At 67.8% G+C, this 16,028-nt stretch carries 18 protein-coding genes; 6 read left to right on the forward strand and 12 right to left on the reverse strand.

Annotation, left to right across the window (positions count from 1 at the left end; genetic code table 11):
* Window positions 1-49: 49 nt before the first annotated feature.
* Entirely contained in the window at window positions 50-652 is a 603-nt protein-coding gene (locus ABL838_RS26610; protein WP_184640752.1) for a TetR/AcrR family transcriptional regulator, read from the reverse strand.
* A gap of 102 nt (window positions 653-754) precedes the next feature.
* On the opposite strand from ABL838_RS26610, the gene ABL838_RS26615 reads away from it, so the two are divergent.
* Window positions 755-1,267 (forward strand): DinB family protein, encoded by a 513-nt coding sequence (locus tag ABL838_RS26615; RefSeq protein WP_418122696.1) that lies wholly within the window; start codon window positions 755-757, stop codon window positions 1,265-1,267.
* 39 nt (window positions 1,268-1,306) lie between these two features.
* On the opposite strand, the gene ABL838_RS26620 is transcribed toward ABL838_RS26615, so the two are convergent.
* A complete protein-coding gene (locus ABL838_RS26620) occupies window positions 1,307-1,729 on the reverse strand; it encodes a hypothetical protein (RefSeq protein WP_369660839.1) in 423 nt (140 codons plus the stop codon).
* Between the two features lie 309 nt (window positions 1,730-2,038).
* Between ABL838_RS26620 and ABL838_RS26625 the strand changes: the two genes are divergently transcribed.
* The 3 genes from ABL838_RS26625 (at window position 2,039) to ABL838_RS26635 (ending at window position 3,688) form a co-directional block, all read left to right on the forward strand.
* Window positions 2,039-2,497 (forward strand): hypothetical protein, encoded by a 459-nt coding sequence (locus ABL838_RS26625; RefSeq protein WP_418122698.1) that lies wholly within the window; start codon window positions 2,039-2,041, stop codon window positions 2,495-2,497.
* A gap of 130 nt (window positions 2,498-2,627) precedes the next feature.
* Window positions 2,628-3,206 (forward strand): DJ-1/PfpI family protein, encoded by a 579-nt coding sequence (locus tag ABL838_RS26630; RefSeq protein WP_126025623.1) that lies wholly within the window; start codon window positions 2,628-2,630, stop codon window positions 3,204-3,206.
* Between the two features lie 71 nt (window positions 3,207-3,277).
* Window positions 3,278-3,688, forward strand: coding sequence for a ribbon-helix-helix domain-containing protein (locus ABL838_RS26635; protein WP_126025624.1), 411 nt, complete (start codon window positions 3,278-3,280; stop codon window positions 3,686-3,688).
* Window positions 3,689-3,691: 3 nt separating this feature from the next.
* On the opposite strand, the gene ABL838_RS26640 is transcribed toward ABL838_RS26635, so the two are convergent.
* From ABL838_RS26640 to ABL838_RS26655, 4 genes are all read right to left on the reverse strand, one after another.
* Window positions 3,692-4,699 (reverse strand): Bug family tripartite tricarboxylate transporter substrate binding protein, encoded by a 1,008-nt coding sequence (locus ABL838_RS26640; RefSeq protein ID WP_418122700.1) that lies wholly within the window; start codon window positions 4,697-4,699, stop codon window positions 3,692-3,694.
* 139 nt (window positions 4,700-4,838) lie between these two features.
* Window positions 4,839-6,044: a 3-oxoadipyl-CoA thiolase gene (gene pcaF / locus ABL838_RS26645; RefSeq protein WP_126025626.1), complete on the reverse strand. Its 1,206-nt coding sequence runs from the start codon at window positions 6,042-6,044 to the stop codon at window positions 4,839-4,841.
* A gap of 157 nt (window positions 6,045-6,201) precedes the next feature.
* Window positions 6,202-6,855 carry a 3-oxoacid CoA-transferase subunit B gene (locus ABL838_RS26650; protein WP_126025627.1) on the reverse strand — a complete coding sequence of 218 codons (654 nt, stop codon included), beginning with the start codon at window positions 6,853-6,855 and terminating at the stop codon, window positions 6,202-6,204.
* Entirely contained in the window at window positions 6,852-7,553 is a 702-nt protein-coding gene (locus tag ABL838_RS26655; RefSeq protein ID WP_418122701.1) for a 3-oxoacid CoA-transferase subunit A, read from the reverse strand. Before ABL838_RS26655 ends, ABL838_RS26650 begins: the two co-directional genes overlap by 4 nt.
* Before the next feature lie 138 nt (window positions 7,554-7,691).
* Between ABL838_RS26655 and ABL838_RS26660 the strand changes: the two genes are divergently transcribed.
* Complete coding sequence (locus ABL838_RS26660; protein WP_126025628.1) at window positions 7,692-8,477, forward strand: IclR family transcriptional regulator domain-containing protein; 786 nt, start codon at window positions 7,692-7,694, stop codon at window positions 8,475-8,477.
* Between the two features lie 130 nt (window positions 8,478-8,607).
* A complete protein-coding gene (locus tag ABL838_RS26665) occupies window positions 8,608-10,086 on the forward strand; it encodes an esterase-like activity of phytase family protein (RefSeq protein WP_418122702.1) in 1,479 nt (492 codons plus the stop codon).
* A 30-nt stretch (window positions 10,087-10,116) separates the two neighbouring features.
* Here the strand turns inward: ABL838_RS26665 and ABL838_RS26670 are convergent, their stop codons facing one another.
* From ABL838_RS26670 to ABL838_RS26695, 6 genes are all read right to left on the reverse strand, one after another.
* Window positions 10,117-11,130, reverse strand: a complete 1,014-nt coding sequence (locus ABL838_RS26670) for a Bug family tripartite tricarboxylate transporter substrate binding protein (RefSeq protein ID WP_126025630.1) — start codon at window positions 11,128-11,130, stop codon at window positions 10,117-10,119.
* Between the two features lie 126 nt (window positions 11,131-11,256).
* Window positions 11,257-12,273, reverse strand: coding sequence for a branched-chain amino acid ABC transporter permease (locus ABL838_RS26675; protein ID WP_126025631.1), 1,017 nt, complete (start codon window positions 12,271-12,273; stop codon window positions 11,257-11,259).
* Entirely contained in the window at window positions 12,270-13,133 is an 864-nt protein-coding gene (locus ABL838_RS26680; protein ID WP_418122704.1) for a branched-chain amino acid ABC transporter permease, read from the reverse strand. The genes ABL838_RS26675 and ABL838_RS26680 overlap by 4 nt, the downstream gene beginning before the upstream one ends.
* Window positions 13,126-13,845, reverse strand: a complete 720-nt coding sequence (locus ABL838_RS26685) for an ABC transporter ATP-binding protein (protein WP_418122705.1) — start codon at window positions 13,843-13,845, stop codon at window positions 13,126-13,128. Before ABL838_RS26685 ends, ABL838_RS26680 begins: the two co-directional genes overlap by 8 nt.
* Window positions 13,846-14,011: 166 nt before the next feature.
* Window positions 14,012-14,731: an ABC transporter ATP-binding protein gene (locus ABL838_RS26690; protein ID WP_126023546.1), complete on the reverse strand. Its 720-nt coding sequence runs from the start codon at window positions 14,729-14,731 to the stop codon at window positions 14,012-14,014.
* Between the two features lie 13 nt (window positions 14,732-14,744).
* Window positions 14,745-15,998 (reverse strand): ABC transporter substrate-binding protein, encoded by a 1,254-nt coding sequence (locus ABL838_RS26695; protein WP_418122707.1) that lies wholly within the window; start codon window positions 15,996-15,998, stop codon window positions 14,745-14,747.
* Window positions 15,999-16,028: the final 30 nt, after the last annotated feature.

Here is a 16,028-nt window from a genome sequence, read left to right on the forward strand (position 1 = left end):
AGGGTCCGGGGGCGGTGTCCACACCGGCAACCCGCATGCCGATGGAGCTTCAGTCCGTACGCTGGCGGTCGCCCAGATAGGCCAACACCAGCCTGAGGAGTTCGGTCCTCATCGCCGGAGCATCCAGGTCGCCGCGGCGCGCCGCCGCGTGGACCGCGCCTTCGACCGCGGACGAGAGCATGCGGGCTGCGATGTCGGCATCTGCGCCGTCTCCCGGCCCACCGCTTTCAACGACGAGTGCCCGGTAGCGGCGCTGGTATTCGGCCTCGAACTCGGGGTAGGTCGAGCGCGCGGCGAGCGGCACCTCGTCGACGAGCACGCGGTGCAGCGCCTGGTCGACCGAATGGGCGGCGATGACCCCGTCGACGAAGCGCTCCACGCGGCGCGAAAGCGGAGCCGAAGCGTCGACATCCGCATCGGAACCGTTCAACGCCGCCAGCACCTCGTCGAGGTGACGCTGCCGTATCGCCTCGGCGATGGCCAGCTTGTCCGGGAAGTACTGGTAGAGCGAGCCGACGCTGACGCCAGCCACCGCCGCGATCTCATTGGTGGTGAACCGCGCCCATCCGCGGCGCGCCAGAACGCGAGTTGCGGCCTCGACGATGGCGTCCACCGTGACGCGCGAACGCTGCTGCCGGGGCGCTTTGCGCATGGTCCTGCGCTGTGGGGGAATGCGAGTACCCAAGTTCGAGGCTCCACTCAAGAATGGGAGCGCACGCCAGGCGTGCGTTCAACTGTCCGAAGGGAGATTGTGATGAGTACGCAGACGCTTCTGGCCTCGCTGTTCCGCTACAAGGCCTGGGCCGACGAGGGCCTGCTGGCGGCCCTGGCCGATCTGGCGGCCAACGGCCCGGCCGACGAGTACCGCGCGGCCGCGCGCGTGTTCAACCACGGCCTCATCGTCGACCGCATCTTCGTCGCTAACGTGCAGCGCAAGGCACACGGCCACACCGCGACCGGCGCGCCCGAGCCGCCGCCGCTGGAAACGCTGGGCGAGGCGGTGCGGGAAACCGATCGCTGGTACATCGACTACGTCGCGCGCCTGAGCCCGCGCGAGCTGGAGGAAGGCATCGAGTTCACCTTCACCGACGGCGCGCCGGGCCGGATGTCGCGCGAGGAAATGCTGGCCCACGTGGCGACTCACGCGGGCTATCACCGTGGAGAAGTCGGCCGGATACTGACCCGGCTCACGGGCTCGTCGCCGCCGGACACCTTCACCGGCTTTCTGCATCAGGCCGAACCCGCGCGCCGCGCACGCAACGCATAGCGGCGGCGTCTCCCGTCTTCGGGGCCACGGCCCGCCGGCTTACTTGCCTTGTGCCGATTGCAGCACCGGGTTCTGCATGGTCGAGATGACCTTGCTGTTGACGCGCGAGCCGCTGGTCACGTTCTGGTCGGGCGCCGCGGCGGTGGCCATGGCTTCCTGGTAGACCTGCGCCGGGTCGCGGCTGGAGGTGAACGGGTCCGCGCCGCGCGAGCCGCGCGTCACGTTCTGGTTGGGCGCGTGGGCGGTCTCCACGGCCTGCCTGTACATGGCTTCGGCATCGGCCGTGGACGTGAACGGATCGGCGCCGCGCGAACCGCGCGTGACGTTCTGGTCCTTGGCGTGGGCGGCGGCGACGGCTTCGGCTTCGACGGCTTCGCGCGTGCGCTGCTGGGCCTGGGCGGGCACGGAAGCGATGGCGAGCAGGGCGAGCGCGGCAGCGAGGGCGATCTGGGAGGTCTTCATGGTTCGGTCTTTTCTGTGAGTTGTCTGTCGGTCCGTAAGAGGCTTGCCCGGGGATACGGGAAAACCCTGAGCGAGGCTATTCAGCGCAAAAGGCAGATCCGTGACGCCCCCGCCCCGGGCACCAGCTCTCGCGCGCGCCCTGCAGCCTCTGCGAACTTCTGTTAACTGACGCGGCCCGGTCCGCCCGTTTCCTGCGCCGCGAACGCACTTCGGGCTTGCGCGCGGACCATCGCTTCTGAGACAGTCGCCCGGGCCACACCCGGACCGCCCCCTGTCTCCATCGGAAAGAACGAAGGGAAAACCGCAACCATGGGAATGTTCGATTTCCTGAAGAAGAAACCCGCCATGCCCGCGACGCTGGAGGAAGGCATGGCCTCGCAGGCCAAGGACTTCGTCGGCGCCTTCTCGCAGCCCGGCGCGCCCATCGACGGCTCCCGGCTCGACTACACGGCCCCCTCGCTGGCGCTTGTCGACCGCGTGCTCGACGACTTCTTCAAGGAGCAGGCGCCGCTGCCGGACGATCTGCACTTCCTCGCATCGGCCTACGTCTTCGAGGTCGCGCGCCGCGAGTTCGGCGGGCGCTACCTGCGCGGCGACGAGGACAACCCCTTCGTGCTCGTCATCGGCGAGGGCGAATCGCAGGTCGGCGTGTGCGTGATGGGCAAGGTGCGCGGACGGGCCACCAACGGCCCCGAGGACGACCTGGGCTTCTTCTACGCCGGCATCGCGCCCACGGTGGCACGCGGCGTGCGCGCGACCATCATCTGAAGCCACGGCGCCGGGCCGCGGTCACAGCCGGCTGCTACCCGCCGCGCCCTGCTCCTTCGAATAATCCGGAAACGGCCCGCGCCCGGTGCGCCGGGCCGCATTCCAACCTCATCCGAAGGAGACAAGAGACATGGCGCGCAAGATCCTGATGCTCTGCGGCGACTACGCCGAAGACTACGAAACCATGGTGCCTTTCCAGGCCCTGCTGGCCGTGGGCCACACGGTGCATGCGGTGGCGCCGGACAAGAAGGCCGGCGACTGGGTCCACACCGCCATCCACGACTTCGAGGGCGCCCAGACCTACAGCGAAAAGCCCGGCCACCGCTTCACGCTGAACGCCAACTTCGCCGACGTCCGCCCCGAGGCCTACGACGCGCTGGTCATTCCGGGCGGCCGCGCGCCGGAGTACCTGCGCATGAACACCCGCGTGGTCGAGATCGCTCGGCACTTCCTGGCCGCCGACAAGCCGCTGGCGGCGGTGTGCCACGGCGCCCAGCTGCTCGCGGCCACGGGCCTGCTCAAGGGCCGCAAGGTGTCGGCCTATCCGGCCTGCCAGGTGGAGGTGGAACTTGCGGGCGCCGAGTACATGGGCATCCCGGTCGACCAGGCCGTGACCGACCGCAACCTGGTCACCGCGCCCGCATGGCCGGCGCACCCGGCATGGCTCTCGCAGTTCCTCGTGGTGCTGGGCACGCGCATCGAGCATTGAACTCCCGGCGGGCGGCGCGGCGCTACAGTGCGGCGTCGCCCACCTTCCTTCAAGCAAAGGAGACAGCCACCATGTGCGAAGTCTTCATCAGTGCCGATCCGCAGAGCTATGACGCGCGCACGCGCTCGGTGCGGCTGCACGGCGTCGTCACCAGCATCCGGCTGGAGAACCTGTTCTGGCAGGTGCTGGAAGAAATCGCGCGGCGCGACGGCATGGTCGTGGTGCAGCTCATCGAGCGGCTCTACGACGAGCTGGTGGCCGCGCGCGGCGAAGTCGGCAACTTCGCCTCGTTCCTTCGGGTGAGCGCCCTGCGCTACGAGGCGCTGCTGGCGCAGGGGCGCATTCCCGCCGACAACTCGGTGGCGATCCGTTCGCTCGATGCGAAGGCGGTGCTGCACGAGCTGCCCGAGGGCTGGGGCAGCCCTCTGCCTGAACAGGCGCGCGTGCACACGCTGCACGTGGCAGCGCGGCGCCAGGCCTAGCGATCAGTCCAGCGAGACGTTCGCCTTGCGGATCACGTCGGTGAAGCGCTTCGTCTCGCTCGCCACGAACTCGTCGAACTGCGGGCGCGTGGTCGGGAAGGGCTCGTAGCCGAAGCTCTTGAACTTCTCCAGCACGTCGGGCTCTGCCAGCCCCTTCTCGATGTCGCGCTTGATCTTCTCGGTGACCGATGCGGGCAGGCCCTTCGGCACGGCGATGGCGTTCCAGCCGATGACCTCGAAGCCCTTCGGGCCACCCGATTCGCCGACCGTCGGCACGTCGGGGAAGGCCGCCACGCGCTGGGGCGCGGCAGCGGCCAGGAAGCGCAGCTTGTTCGCGCGCTGCAGCGGGCCGGCGGTCGCGCTGCTGCCTAGCGCGAAGGCCAGCTCGCCGGTGGCGACCGAGGTGTAGAGCTGCGTGGTCTCCTTGTAGACGATGTGCTCCATCTGCGTGCCGGTGGCCGACTCGAAGAGCTCCGAGCCCAGGTGCACCGGGTTGCCGACCGACCAGGAGCCGTAGTCGAGCTTGCCGGGGTTGGCCTTGGCGTCGGCGATCAGGTCGCCGATGGTCTTGTACTTGCTGTTGGTGGCGACGGTGAAGAAGAAGTAGGTCTTGAACAGCGGCAGCAGCGCGTCGAAGTCCTTGGCGGTGTCGTAGGGCAGCTTCTTGAAGAGCGCCGGGTACGCGGCAAGGTGCACGTTGTCGAGCACGATGATGTCGTGGCCGTCCTTCGCGCCGCGCTTGAAGGCGTCGATGGCGATGAAGCCGTTTCCACCGGGGCGGTTCTCGACCACCACCGGCTGGCCCCAGGCGCGCGAGAGCTTGTCGGCCACCAGCCGCGCCACGCCGTCGGGTCCGCCGCCCACCGGGAACGGCGTGATGATGCGCACCGGCTTGGTGGGAAAGGCCTGCTGTGCGAGGGCCGGTGTGGGCAGCAGCGCCGCTGCGGCCAGTGCGAGCGTTGCAAGGCCAGCGCCGCGGCGCGTTGCCTTCCTGGTCGACGTGTCGTTCATCCTCTGATCCTTCTCTTTCATCCTCTTCGGTTAAAAAAATGCCATCGGGCCGCTGTTGCCGCGGCTGCCGATGGCCTTGTCTTCTTGCTTCTCTGGTTGTTTTCGTTGCGTGGCCGCCCGATCGGCGGCGCTGTTGTCGTCAGACGCGCTCGAGGATCACCGCGATGCCCTGACCCACGCCGATGCACATGGTGCAAAGCGCGTAGCGGCCGCCGCCCTTGTGCAGCTGGTTCACCGCAGTGGTGGCAAGGCGCGCGCCGCTGGCGCCCAGCGGGTGGCCCAGCGCGATGGCGCCGCCGTTGATGTTGACGCGCGCGTCGTCGTCCTTCAGGCCCAGCAGGCGCAGCACGGCCAGGCCCTGCGCGGCGAAGGCTTCGTTGAGTTCGATCACGTCGATCTGCTCGAGCTTCAGGCCGGTGAGCGCCAGCACCTTCTGCGTGGCGGGCGCGGGGCCGATGCCCATCACGCGCGGCGCGACGCCGGCGGTGGCCATGCCGACCACGCGGGCGCGCGGCGTGAGGCCGTGCTTCGCTGCGCTGGCTTCGTCGGCCAGCAGCAGCGCGCAGGCGCCGTCGTTCACGCCGCTGGCATTGCCGGCGGTGACGGTGCCGTCGGGACGCACCACGCCCTTGAGCTTGGCCAGCGACTCGAGGCTGGTTTCGCGCGGATGCTCGTCCTTGTTGACGATGATCGCGTCGCCCTTCTTCTGCGGCACGGTCACGGGCACGATCTCGGCGTCGAAGAAGCCCGACTTCTGCGAGGCCACGGCGCGCAGTTGCGAGTTCAGCGCCATCAGGTCCTGCGCCTCGCGCTCGATCTTGTAGTCGGTGGCCACGTTCTCCGCCGTCTCGGGCATGGAGTCGACGCCGTACTGCGCCTTCATGAGCTTGTTGACGAAGCGCCAGCCGATGGTGGTGTCGTACACCGCGTTGTTGCGGCTGAAGGCGCTCTCGGCCTTGGGCATGACGAAGGGCGCGCGGCTCATGCTCTCGACGCCGCCGGCGATCATGAGGCCCGCTTCACCGGCGCGGATGGCGCGTGCCGCGGTGCCCACGGCGTCGAGGCCCGAGCCGCACAGGCGGTTGATGGTGGCGCCGCCGAGTTCGATCGGCAGGCCCGCCAGCAGCGCCGACATGCGCGCGACGTTGCGGTTGTCCTCGCCGGCCTGGTTGGCGCAGCCGTAGAGCACGTCGCTCACGGCCTGCCAGTCGACGTTCTTGTTGCGCTCCATCAGCGCCTTCAGCGGCACGGCGCCGAGGTCGTCGGTGCGCACGCTGCTGAGCGAGCCGCCGTAGCGGCCGAAGGGGGTGCGAACGGCGTCACAGATGAAGGCTTGGTTGGTCATGGATGTCTCTGTTTGAGGAAAGTTGAATTCGGGTACCGAACGCAGAGGGCGCGAAGGTTACGCGAAGGTCGCAGAAGGAAAACCATAAAAGGCTTTCATGGTCTTCTCTGCGACTTCTGCGTAGTTTTTGTCTTCCTTCTGCGTTCGGCTGTCCGCCTTAAGCGGCGATGGGCAGACCCACGAGCTTCTCGAGCTCCTCGCGGCTCAGGCCGTCGACCAGGTCGACGAGCTTCAGGCCCTGCGGGGTGCATTCGAGCGTGGCGAGGTCGGAGTAGACGCGCTTGACGCAGCCGATGCCGGTCAGCGGATAGGTGCATTCCTTCACCAGCTTGCTCACGCCCTGCTTGGTGAGCAGGTCCATCATGACCCAGGTCTGCTTGGCGCCGATGGCGAGGTCCATCGCGCCGCCGACGGCGGGAATGGCGTCCTTCTCGCCGGTGTGCCAGTTGGCGAGGTCGCCGGTGGCCGACACCTGGAACGCGCCGAGCACGCAGATGTCGAGGTGGCCGCCGCGCATCATCGCGAAGCTGTCGGAGTGGTGGAAGAAGGAGCCGCCCGGCAGCAGCGTGACGGGCTGCTTGCCGGCGTTGATGAGGTCGTAGTCTTCCTCGCCGGCCTCGGGCGCGGGGCCCATGCCGAGGATGCCGTTCTCGCTCTGCAGGATGACTTCGCGGCCCTTGGGCAGGTGGTTGGCCACCAGCGTGGGCTGGCCGATGCCCAGGTTGACGACGGCGCCGTCGAAGATGTCCTGCGCCACGCGGGCGGCGAGCTGGTCCTTGGTGCGGCGGGTGTAGTTCGTGCTCATGGTCATGCTGCCTTCTTGAAGCCGCCGGCCTGGGTGGCGACGCGTTCGATGCGCACCACCTGGTGCACGAAGATTCCCGGGGTGACGATGGTTTCGGGGTCGAGGGTGCCGAGCTCGGCGACGTCGTGCACGGTGGCGATGGTCTTCTTCGCGGCCATGGCCATCACCGGGCCGAAGTTGCGCGCCGCCTTGCGGTAGATCAGGTTGCCCCAGCGGTCGCCGCGCTCGGCCTTGATGAGCGCCACGTCGCCGTGGATGGGGTACTCGAGCACGTACTGCTTGCCGTCGATCTCGCGGGTCTCGCGGTTGCCCGCCAGCTGCGTGCCGTAGCCAGTGGGGCAGAAGAAGGCGCCGATGCCGGCGCCGGCGGCGCGGATGCGCTCGGCAAGGTTGCCCTGGGGCACGAGTTCGAGCTCGATCTTGCCGCTGCGGTAGAGCCCGTCGAACACCTGGCTGTCGGCCTGGCGCGGGAAGCTGCAGATGATCTTGCGCACGCGGCCGGCCTTGAGCAGCGCCGCGAGGCCGGTCTCGCCGTTGCCCGCGTTGTTGTTGACGACGGTGAGGTCCTTGGCGCCCTGCTCGACGAGGCCCTCGATGAGTTCGTTGGGAATGCCGGCGGTGCCGAAACCGCCGATGAGAACCGTGGCGCCGTCGGGGATGCCAGCCAAGGCATCGGCGACCGAGCGCGCGATCTTGTTGATCATGAAGCCTGTCTCCGGGAGTGAAGAAAGAGAACGAAGAAAAGAACCTGCCTGAACGCTCCAGCCGATTCTGCGAATTGCCGATTTGTTCGTCTAAAGAACATTTGTTCGTATAATGAATTCTAGAGAGGAAGACGAACCATGGCAACCCACCCGTCACAACCCGAAACACCGGCCCCCGGCGACAGCTACGTGCAGTCCTTCGCGCGGGGCCTGCAGGTGATCCGCTCGTTCAGCGCCAATGCACCGCACCAGACGCTCAGCGAGGTGGCCGCCGGCAGCGGGCTGACGCGCGCGGGCGCGCGGCGCATCCTGCTCACGCTGCAGACGCTGGGCTACGTGGTGACCGACGGCAAGCTCTTCACGCTCACGCCGCGCATCCTCGACCTGGGCTTCGCGTATCTGTCCTCGATGCCGATCTGGAACCGTGCCGAGCCGGTGATGGAAGCGCTGGTGCAGCAGGTGCAGGAGTCGTGCTCGGCCGCCGTGCTCGACGCGACGGACATCGTCTACGTGCTGCGCGTGCCGACCAAGAAGATCATGCACATCAACCTGGGCGTGGGCTCGCGCCTGCCGGCCTACTGCACCTCGCTGGGCCGGCTGCTGCTGGCCGACCTCGACGACGACGAGGTGCGCGCGCGGCTCGAGGCCTCGAACATCGAGGCGCTGACCAAGCACACGCTGACCGACATCGACGCGCTCATGGCCAAGGTCGCGCAGGCGCGCAAGCAGCAGTGGTGCCTGGTGAACCAGGAACTCGAGGAAGGCCTCATCTCGGTGGCCGCACCCGTGGTCGACAGGCAGGGCCGCATGGTGGCCGCACTCAACATCAGCGGCCAGGCGAACCGCACCAGCGCGAAGGCGATGCAGGAGACCATGCTTCCCGCGCTGCGCGAAGCGGCGGACCGGGTCTCGCGGATGCTCTGATCGCGGCCGATCCGCACTGAATGAAAGCGAAAGGTAAACAGCGAAGGACGAAAGGCGAAAGGACATTCACGGACAGGTCACATCGGCTTCCTAGATTGCACCCCTCACAACAACACCGGAGGATCCAATCGTGTCCAGTCGCTTCATCTCGCTCAGCCTGCCGCGCCATATTGCAATCGCGGCCGTTGCATCCGCAGTCCTCGCCGCATGCGGGGGCGGCGGCAACGGAAACGGCATCGTCCTTCCGCCAGTGGCGGGTACGCCGGCTCCTTCGCCTGCTCCGGCACCCGCCCCGGCTCCTGCGCCCGCTCCCCAGCCGTCACCGGATCCTTCCGCGGGACTGCCGCACAAGCTCACCGGCTGGGCCTCGCTGCCCGCGTCGTTCCGCCAGCCCGGCCCGACCACCGGCCAGTTCATCACCGCCGCGCTCGGCGTAACGCCGCCCTTCGTCGACGGCCAGCCGCTTCCGGGCTTCTCGGCACTGCTGAAGAACGACGACGGCACCTGGACCGCCATGCCCGACAACGGCTACGGCAGCAAGAGCAACTCCGGCGACTTCGTGGTCGGCTTCTACAACGTCAGCATCGACTTCCGCACCGCATCCAACGGCACGACGGTGCCCGGCACCGTGAAAGTCAACAGCCACGTCGCCTTCAACGATTCCAAGGGCTTCCTGAAGGACGGCAAGGGCGTCGACCTGAAGATCACCGCCGACTTCGCCAACTACCAGACGGTCTCGGGCAACAACCTTGTCGACAGCGGCAAGCCGGTGGATCCGCGCATCGTCAGCGGCCGCCTGCTGACGGGCTTCGATCTCGACGTGGAGTCGATCGCCCGCGCGAAGGACGGCACATACTTCGTGGGCGAGGAATTCGGCCCCTACATCCTGCACTTCGACAAGGACGGCACGCTGATGGGCGACCCGGTGCCGCATCCCTTCCTGCGCAGCCCGTCCAACCCGCTGGTGATGAACGAAGGCGCCACGGTGACTTCGCTTTCGAGCCGGGGCTTCGAGAGCCTGGCCTTCAACGCCGACAAGACCCGCCTCTACGCGGTGCCCGAGGCAGCGCCTTCGCTGGCCGCGCTGCGCCCGGTGGCCGATGACGAGCGTTACCTGAACTTCTTCGAGTTCGATCCCGCCTCGATGCTCTACACCGGCAAGAACCCGGTCTACAGGAAGGACGGCCCCGCCAAGGACAACCAGATCGTCATCGGCGACATGACCAACATCGGCGGCAACAGGTTCGTACTGATCGAACGCGACAGCCTCTACGGCTCGAAGGCCGTGGTCAAGCGCCTCTACATGGTCGACCTCGACGTGAAGGACGCCGACGGCGTGCTGAAGAAGACGCTGCTGGTCGACCTGCTGAACATCTCCGACCCGGACGACATCGGCGGCCCGCTGGCCAACGTCGCGAACGGCAAGTTCAGCATGCCCTTCGACTCGGTCGAGAGCGTCGAGGTGGTGGACGACTACACGCTCGCCGTCGCCATCGACACCAACTTCCCGACCGAGGACGGCCGCGTGCCCGGCAAGCCGGACGACACCGAGATCATCACGATCCGCTTCGAGCAGCCGCTGTTCAAGCGCGCCGCGTCGAAGACCTGAAGACGAGCCCGGTGTGGAATCCGGAGGGCATCAGCCCTCCGAGTGGATGCCCTTCATGATGATCACGCCGCCCAGGCGCGTGGTGTCGGCGCGCATGCGCTTGGCCAGCGTGTCGGGCGAACCGGGCTGGGCCTGCCAGCCGGTCTTCAGCAGCGCCTGGCTCACGTCGGGCGAGCTGATGACTTCGACCAGCGCTGCGTTGAGCTTGGCGACTGCCGCGGGCTTCATGCTCGCGGGCGCGGCCAGCGCGGTCCAGATTTCCAGGTCGGCGCCGCGCACGTCGGCGTCGCGGATGGTGGGCAGTTCGCCCGCCAGCGGGCTGCGCTCGGGCGAGGTCACGCCGATGGCCTTGATCTTTCCCGATTTGATGTGCGGCAGCGCGAGGCCCGGCGGCAGCAGCGCCAGCTGGATCTCGTTGGCCAGCAGCCCCGCGATGACCTGCGGATTGCCGGTGTAGGGCTTGTGCTGCGCGGTGATGGCCGCGCGGCTCTTGATGAGCTCCATGCCCAGGTGGCCCACCGTGCCCACGCCCGGCGTGCCGTACTTGCCGCCGCTGCCGAGGTTGCGCACCCACAGCAGTTGCTCGGCCGATGTCTTGCCCGTGGCGCTGCCCGACACCGCCAGCACCAGCGGCGCGGTGCCGATCAGGCCGACCGGCGCGAAGTCTTTCTCGGGGTCGAAGGTCAGCGCGGGGTTGAGCAGCTTCGCGATGGTCAGGTTGCCGTTGATGAGCGCTCCGACGGTGTGATCGTCGGTGGCCTTCGCCACCTGGTCGGCCACGGTGTTGCCGCTGGCGCCGGGCTTGTTCTCGACGATCACCGGCTGGCGCAGGATCTTCGACAGCGGCTCCGCGATGGCGCGCGCCGCGAGGTCGGGCGATGCGCCAGCGGGAAAGCCCACGAGGATGTGAAGGGGCTTGGTCGGCCAGGAAGCCTCGCCGGCGCTGTTGTTGCGTTGCTGCTGAGCCCACGAAGTCTTCGCAAGCAGCGAAGCGGCAATGGCTGCCGCGCCGCCTTCGAGCAGGCGGCGTTTGGTGATCGTCAAGATGACTCCAGGAGAGTGAGAAGAACGGGAACGCGCTTACATTGTGTTTACACAACGTTACAGGACGACGATGTTTTTCGCAAGTCCGAAGTGCCTTCCCGTCAGGGTCTCTCGTGTAGGAAAGTACTAGCGCACCGCCGATGTGCCAAGCAGTTTTCGCTGCGTGGGGAACAGCGACCAGCCCCAGCGCTGCTGCGCATATCCCCACAGCCCCTGCTTGAAGAACAGCGTGACGAGGATCGCGAGCAGCCCGAGCCCCAGCAGGTACCAGGTGCCGTAGTCGCTCAGGAACTTGTTCAGCGCCCAGAAGATGAGCGCCCCCACCAGCGGCCCCTCGATGCGCCCGATGCCGCCGATCACCACCATGAAGATGGCGAAGGCCGTCCAGTTGACGCTGAATGCCGCATCAGGGCTGATGCGCAGGTTGCCCACGAAGTACAGCGCGCCCGCGAGCCCCGCGCCGAAGGCCGCGACCACGTACACCGCGAGCTTCATGCGCGCCACAGGTATGCCCTGCGACTCCGCGGCCACTTCGTTGTCGCGTATCGCCAGCAGCGCCAGCCCGCGCTTGCTGCGCAGGAACAGGTACACCAGCGCAACCGCCGCGACCACGCAGGCCAGCGCCATCCAGTAGGTCGTGCTCTCGCGCATCGCCTTGTCGATGCCGCGCAGCGCGGTCAGCGTGGTGCCCGAGCCGCCGCCCACCGCCGACGCGTTGGCGAAGCTCAGCCTGAACACCTCCGCGATGACCCAGGTGCCGATGGCGAAGTAGCCGCCCGAGAGCCGGAACGCGACGAAGGACACCGGCACCGCCACCAACCCCGCCGCCAGCGCCCCCAGCGGGATCGCCACGAAGGGATTCACGCCCGCGAAATTGCCCAGCATCAGCATCACGTAGCCGCCGAAGCCGAAGAAGGCCTGCTGCCCGATGCTCACCATGCCGCCGTAGCCGGCGAGCAGGTTCCACATCATCGCGAAGATGAAGTAGCAGGCGATCTCGACGAACTCGCGCATCCAGCTCGACTCGCCCCACAAGGGCAGGCTGGCCGCGACGAGAACGATGGCGATGCCGGCGATCAGCGCCGCGCGGCTCGCGGCCGTCGCACGTTCGACCGCGACGATGGGAGGAGGCATGTTCGTCATCCGCGCGTCCTTGGAAAGAGTCCCTGCGGCCGCAGCACCAGCACGGCGAGGAACACGATGTGCCCGAACCAGATGCCCCAGCCCGGGTCGAGCCTGAAGCCGATCTGCTGCGTGATGCCCAGGATCATCGCGCCCGCCAGCGTGCCCCAGAAGGAGCCCATGCCGCCGATGATCACCGCCTCGAAGGCGAAGAGCAGCAGCAGCGGCCCGTCCGAAGGCGACACCGTCGTGCGCATGCCCTGCAGTACTCCGGCGATGGCGATGAGCACGAAGGCGATGGCGGTCGCGAGTGCGTAGACCTTCTTCGCGTTCAGCCCCATGAGCTCCGCGATCTCGCGGTCGTCCGACACCGCGCGGAACGAACGCCCCAGCGCCGTGCGCGCGAAGAGCCATTGCAGCGCGCCCGTCGCGGTCAGCGCCACGGCCAGCACGACGAGCGGCAGCACGCCCACCGACATCGCCTCGCCCAGCGCGATGCCCTGCGTGCTGAGCCCGCCGGTCTCGATGGCGCGCGGATCGGCCGAGAACAGCTCGAGCAGCAGGTTCTGGATCACGATCGACAGGCCGAAGGTCACGACCAGCGAGGGCAGCGGATCCTTGCCGAGGGTGCCGTTGAGCACGAAGCGCTGCAGCACGTAGCCGAAGCCGAAGGCCACCGGCAGCACCGCAAGCGCGACCAGCCACGGCGCCTCGCCGCCCGTCAGCGACATGCCCGCGATCACCGCGAACGCGCCGAGGATGATGAAGTCGCCCTGCGCCGTGTTGGTGAGCCGCATCACGCCGAACATCAGCGACTGCCCCAGCGCGAAGAGCGTGTAGAGGCCGCCGAGCAGCGCGCCCTGGACGAGGGTCTCAAGCATGGGCCGCCTCCGCGATGCCGAAGTAGGCCTGCGAGATCTGCTCGCGCGTGAGGTCGGCGGAACGGCCTTCGAGCGACACGCGCCCTTCCTGGAAGCAGTAGACGCGCTGCGAGACCTGCCGCGCCATGGTCACGTCCTGCTCGACGATGACGACGGTCATGCCTTCCGCGGTGATGGCCGGCATCGCTGCATAGATCTCGCGGATGACGATGGGCGCGAGGCCCAGCGAGAGTTCGTCGCACAGCAGCACCTCGGGGTTGCTCATCAGCGCGCGGCCGAGCGCGACCATCTGCTGCTGCCCGCCCGAAAGCGAAGTGCCCGGCTGGTTGCGCTTCTCGGCGAGGATGGGAAAGAGCGCGTACAGCCGCTGCAGGTTCCACGGCCCCTTGCGCGATGGCGTGGCACCCATCAGCAGGTTCTCCTCGACGCTGAGGCTCGGAAAGAGCCTTCGGCCCTCGGGAACCATGGCGAGCCCGCGGCGCACGATGTCGCCCGGCGGCAGGCCGCCGATGGGCTCGCCCTTGAAGCGGATCGCATCACGCGGCGCGCGCACCAGGCCCGTGAGGCTTTTGAGGAAGGTCGACTTGCCCGCGCCGTTGGCGCCGATGATGGCGACGAGCTCGCCGCGCTCCAGGGCAAAGTCGATGCCGAAGAGGGCCTGGGCGTCGCCGTAGAAGGCCTTGAGGGCGTGGGTCGTGAGCAGCGTGTTCATGGTCTTTGCTCCCGCGGTGTTTGCTCCCTCTCCCGCTGGCGGGAGAGGGTTGGGGTGAGGGCCGGCGGCAATGGCAAGGCACGCGATGCATCGAACGCCGCCACCCTCACCCTAACCCTCTCCCGCATGCGGGAGAGGGAACAAGTCCGAAGACAGGCGATTGCGCTCATGCTTCCATCCCCATGTAGACCCGCCTCACCTCCGGATCGCCCATCACCGCTCGCGGCGCCCCCTCCGCCAGCTTCTGCCCGAAGTTGATGACGAACAACCGGTCCGCCAGCGACAGCAGCGCATGCACGACATGCTCGATCCAGATCATCGTCACGCCGCGCGCCTTGATGCGCTTGAGCTCGCCGACCAGCACCGCGGCCTCGGGCTCCGTGAGGCCGCCCGCGATCTCATCGAGCAGCAGCAGCTTGGGCCGCGTCGCCAGCGCGCGCGCCAGCTCCAGCCGCTTGCGGTCGAGCAGGGTCAGGCCGCCCGCCGGCTTGTTCGCATGCGCCATCAGGCCCGTCTGTTCCAGCACCTCGTGCGCAGTGCCCCAGGCCTCGCGCTCGGTCTGCTGCCCGCCGAAGCAGGCGGCGGTCACGAGGTTCTCGAACACGCTCATGTTGCCGAAGGGCTGCGGCACCTGGTAGCTGCGGCCGATGCCGGCATGGCAGCGCTGGTGCGGCTTCAGCCGCGTCACGTCGCGGCCGGCGTATTCCACGCGCCCGGCGTCCACGCGCACGTCGCCCGAGATCAGGTTGAACAGCGTGGTCTTGCCCGCGCCGTTCGGCCCGAGGATGCCCAGCGTCTCGCCCTCGGCCACCGCGAGCGTGATGTCGTCGGTGACCTTGAGCGCGCCGTAGGACTTGCTCACGGCATGCAGTGCCAGCAGCGTCATGGCGTTCCCGGGTTCACAGCGGCCGCAGCTTGCCGCCGGTGGGAATGCTGGTCGCCGCCTCGTTGTTCACGATGGTCAGCTCCACCTTGTACTTGCTGCCCTTGCCCCACTGGCCGAGCACCAGCGGCGTCTTGCTGACATTCTTGAACGGCCCCTGCCCGCCCCACTTCACCGGCCCGACCACCGAGTTGATCGCAGTCGATGCCACCGCGTCGCGCACGTCCGAAGCCTTCAGCGACTTCGCACGGCCCAGCGCATTCGCCGCGACTTCGAAGAGCGCGTGCGCGAAGCCGATGGGCTGGGTCCACTGCTTCTTCGTGCCGGCCTCGTAGGCCTCGGCCAGCGCCTTCGCGCTCTGCTGCGTGAGGCTCGAGGTGAACGGGTGCGAAGGGCTCCACCACACCTCGGTCGAGAGGCCGTCGCCCAGATCGCCCAGCGCCTCGATCGCGCCGGGGAACAGCAGCGCCTTGCCCAGCGTGATGACCTTGGGCTTGAAGCCCTGCTGCCGCGCCTGCGTGAGGAAGGTCTTGGCGTCGGGCGGGATCACCACGCCCGTGACGATCTCCACGCCCTCCTTCTTGAAGGCCGCGATCTGCGCGCTGAAGTCCTGCGTGCCGTTCTGGAAGCGGCCCGGGTCGGTGAGCGTGAAACCCATCTGCGAGAGCGGCTTGGGAAAGCCCAGCTCCTTGTCGCCCCAGGCGTTGCCGTCGCCGTCGTTCGGGAACAGGCCGCCCACCTTCTTGTTGGTGGCGAGCGTCATCCAGCCGTTGGTGAAATTGGCGATGACGTCCTCCAGGCCCCAGAACATGTGGTACGTCCAGTTGAAGCCTTTCGCCGGGTCGCCCTTGCGGCCGAAGAACCACGGCTGCCACGGCACCACGCTGGAGATGCAGGGCACCTCGTTGAGTTCGCAGGCGTCGCTCACCGGATTGGCGGTCTCGGGCGTGCCGGCCGTGAGCACCAGCGCGACCTTGTCCTTCAGGATCAGGTCGTTCGCCACCTCGCCCGCGCGGTTGGGGTTCGACTGGCTGTCCTTCAGCACGATCTGCACCGCGTACTTCTTTCCGCCGACGCTGATGCCGTCCTTGAACGCCGTCTTCATCTGGTCGATGACCCACTTGTCGGCCTCGCCGAAAGGCGCGAGCGGTCCGGTCTGCGGCGACACGTAGCCGATCTTCAGCGTGTCGGCCGCGAACACCAGCGGTGCCGCGCCCGACGCCACCAGCGCGGCCGTGGCCTGCGTGAACTGTCTGCGATTGAATGTCATGGCTGTCTCCGTTTCTTCTGTCGTGTTCTT

Source organism: Variovorax sp. 160MFSha2.1 (genome assembly GCF_048305075.1).
In the GTDB taxonomy this organism is placed as follows: domain Bacteria; phylum Pseudomonadota; class Gammaproteobacteria; order Burkholderiales; family Burkholderiaceae_C; genus Variovorax; species Variovorax guangxiensis.